Source organism: Kitasatospora sp. NPDC051984 (genome assembly GCF_044593455.1).
Taxonomy (GTDB): domain Bacteria; phylum Actinomycetota; class Actinomycetes; order Streptomycetales; family Streptomycetaceae; genus Kitasatospora.
Map to the genome: position 1 here is coordinate 11,313 of NZ_JBIUCB010000015.1, position 2,246 is coordinate 13,558.

A 2,246-nucleotide genomic window follows, 5' to 3' on the forward strand; every position below is an offset into this window, starting at 1 on the left:
GCGGCGGATGTGTCGGTCGGTCATGTGACGAACACGGCTCACGCCGAGGGTAGGGATCCTGAGGGTCAGCCGGTGGTGAGTCCTCCCGGTGAGGCGACTGTTCCGGTGGTGGGTATCGCGGAGCTGGCCATTGAGAAGGTGGCGGACTCTGCTGGCCCGTTCCATGTGGGTGAGACGGTCTCCTACACGTACACGGTGACCAACACGGGCACTGCTGCCGTTCACGCGCTCACCGTGACCGATGACCACGTCCCGGCAGTGACTTGCGACCTGACGGTCCTGAACCCGGGTGAGAGCACGCTCTGCCACGGTTCATATGTCGTGACGGCGGCGGATGTGTCGGTCGGTCATGTGACGAACACGGCTCACGCCGAGGGTAGGGATCCTGAGGGTCAGCCGGTGGTGAGTCCTCCCGGTGAGGCGACCGTTCCGGTGGTGGGTATCGCGGAGCTGGCCATTGAGAAGGTGGCGGACTCTGCTGGCCCGTTTCATGTGGGTGAGACGGTCTCCTACACGTACACGGTGACCAACACCGGTACGGCGACGGTGCACAACCTGACCGTTACGGACGACCACGTCGCTGTGGTGACCTGTGGCACGACGACGCTGAACCCCGGTCAGAGCACGCTGTGCCACGGTTCGTATGTCGTGACGGCGGCGGATGTGTCGGCCGGGCATGTGACGAACACGGCTCACGCCGAGGGTACGGATCCTGAGGGCGGGACGGTGCTGAGCCCGCCCGCCGAGGTGACTGTCCCCGTTCTGGGTGAGGCGCTGCTGACGATTCAGAAGGCTGCGGACAGTGCCGGCCCGTTCCACGTGGGCGACACCGTCGAGTACACGTACACGGTGACCAACACCGGTACGGCGACGGTGCACAACCTGACTGTGACGGACGACCGCATCGCGGACGTGGACTGTGACACGACGACGCTGAACCCCGGTGAGAGCACGCTCTGCCACGGTTCGTACGTGATCACGGCGGCGGATGTTCTGGCCGGGCATGTGACCAACACGGCTGTCGCGCACGGCACGGACCCCGAGGGCCAGCCGGTGCAGAGTCCTCCCGGTGAGGCCACGATCAACATCGCGGGTGACGCGGTGCTGACGATCCAGAAGGTGGCGGACAGCGCCGGCCCGTTCCACGTCGGTGACACCGTCACCTACACGTACACCGTCACCAACGCGGGCACCGCTCCCGTGCACGACCTGGACGTGAGTGACGATCGCATCTCGCCGGTGACGTGCGACCGGAACACGCTGCCCGCCGGTGACAGCACCCTCTGCCACGGTAGTTACGTCGTCACGGCGGCGGACGTGCAGGCCGGGCACGTGACCAACACGGCGGTCGCGAGCGGCCTCGACCCGGAGAACGAGCCGGTGGTGAGCCCGCCTGCCGAGGCGACTGTTCCGGTGGTGGGCGAGGCCGAGTTGGTCATTGAGAAGGTGGCTGATTCGGCTGGTCCGTTCCATGTCGGTGACACGGTCAACTACACGTACACGGTGACCAACACCGGTACCGCGGCGGTGCACAACCTGACTGTCGCGGACGACCACGTCGCTGTGGTGACGTGTGGCGCGACGACGTTGAACCCGGGTGCGAGCACGCTCTGCCACGGTTCGTACGTCGTTACGGCGGCGGATGTTGCGGCTGGTCACGTGACGAACACTGCTCACGCGGAAGGCACCGACCCCGAGGGTCAGACGGTGCTGAGCCCGCCTGCCGAGGCGACTGTTCCGGTGGTGGGCGAGGCCGAGTTGGTCATTGAGAAGGTGGCTGACTCTGCTGGTCCGTTCCACGTGGGTGAGACCGTCAACTACACGTACACGGTGACCAACATTGGTACGGCGGCGGTGCACAACCTGACTGTCGCGGACGACCACGTCGCTGTGGTGACGTGTGGCGCGACGATGTTGAACCCGGGTGCGAGCACGCTCTGCCACGGTTCGTACGTCGTTACGGCGGCGGATGTTGCGGCTGGTCATGTGACGAACACGGCTCACGCGAACGGTACCGATCCCGAGGGTGAGCCGGTGGTGAGTCCCCCTGGTGAGGCAACGGTGACGGTGGTGGGCGAGGCGGTGCTGTCGATCGAGAAGACGGCGGACAGCGCCGGCCCGTTCCACGTCGGTGACACGGTGCACTACACCTACACCGTCACCAACACGGGTACGGCGGTTGTTCACGATGTCACGGTCGCGGACGACCGCGTCGCCTCGGTGACGTGTGATGCGACGACGTTGAC

General features: G+C 65.9%; 1 pseudogene. It reads left to right on the forward strand.

The features are described from left to right. Positions 1–108: 108 nt before the first annotated feature. Positions 109–2,246, forward strand: a pseudogene (locus ACIHEI_RS25865) (hypothetical protein); the annotation flags it as partial.